The 1,348-nt window shown below is 45.6% G+C and carries 1 protein-coding gene; it reads left to right on the forward strand.

Annotation, left to right across the window (positions count from 1 at the left end; all coding sequences use genetic code 11):
- The first annotated feature begins 103 nt into the window (after window positions 1–103).
- Window positions 104–1,180, forward strand: coding sequence for an IS30 family transposase (locus JCM14108_RS13905; protein WP_035181574.1), 1,077 nt, complete (start codon window positions 104–106; stop codon window positions 1,178–1,180).
- Window positions 1,181–1,348 lie beyond the last annotated feature (168 nt).

The following is a 1,348-nucleotide window of genomic DNA, read 5'->3' on the forward strand; positions in this document are numbered from 1 at the left end:
CGGATTTTAAAATGAAGTTAGCCATTTTAAAAAAATAAGACGCCATAGCGCATTTTCAGGTATCATTAAAGCTCCAACACATTTAATGAAAAGGAAAATCGCTATGACGCCTCTTGAGAATACCACATCTATTATTAAAGGGAAACACTTATCGTTTAAAGAACGCTGCCAGATTGAAGCTTATAAACAGTTACCTAAGCCATTATCCAATCGAGAAATTGCCGGTCTGCTCCAACGGGTTCCCCAGACTATCAATAATGAGATTAAACGGGGGACAACGATCCAAATCTCTCGTCAAACCCAAAATGGGAAAGTCTATACTTATGAACACGCGGTTTATTTAGCCGATGTTGCGCAGAGAAAGTATGATCAGGCCCGACGCAACTCACATCGTCCGTGTCTCTTTAGCCAAGATACGGCTTTTATCGATTACGCCGATGAACAGATGCTAGTCCATCACCGCTCTCCAGATGCCATTGTCGGTCGGGCGAAAGAAACCGGTCGCTTCCCTTTGGGTCAAATTCCTTGCACGACAACTTTGTATCACTGGATTGATCGCCATTATCTGCGAACCCAAAACATCGATCTCTTGGAAAAAGTTCGGCGAAATACCAAGTCAGCGCGTTGTCGAAAGAATCAAAAGGTTCTCGGACAATCCATTGAACAACGGCCAGCTAAGATCCAAACGCGCGAAGAATTTGGTCATTGGGAGATTGATACGGTGGCCGGCAAAAGAGCGCATGATGACCAGGCCCTGCTCACGCTAACCGAACGTAAAACCCGCTTTGAACTCATGATAAAAGTTGATAATAAATCTGCCAAGCCAGTCACTGGCGCCCTTGGTGACTTACAGGAGCGGATGGGCAAGCGCTTTGAACAGATTTTTAAGACCATCACCGCCGATAATGGCTCCGAGTTTGCCGAGCTAGTCACCGAGTTACCCAAAACCACCCAGGTTTACTACACGCATCCGTTTTCTTCATTTGAGCGAGGAACCAATGAACATCATAATCGAATCATTCGTCGGTTTATTCCCAAAGGAACCACTATTAAGGAAGTCTCGGAGCGAACCGTGGCGCGGGTAAATCATTGGATGAATCAGTTACCGCGGAAGATTTTCAACTATCAAACTGCAGAAGAACGCTTTCTAGCAGAGTTGGTAGCTGTCGTTGCGAGTTGACAACGCGGCTCCTGAGGGCTGGTTATAGTCTGGGAAGTCCGGCTGTTCGCCAGACTGTCCCGTAGACTACCACCCCTCAGCTCATTGTCAACTCGCAACTAAGACTGTTGATAATTGGTCACTATCAAATTAATTGATCAAGTGGCTAAGTTGTACTTGAAATTTGCG

Source organism: Lentilactobacillus farraginis DSM 18382 = JCM 14108 (genome assembly GCF_000583655.1).
Taxonomy (GTDB): domain Bacteria; phylum Bacillota; class Bacilli; order Lactobacillales; family Lactobacillaceae; genus Lentilactobacillus; species Lentilactobacillus farraginis.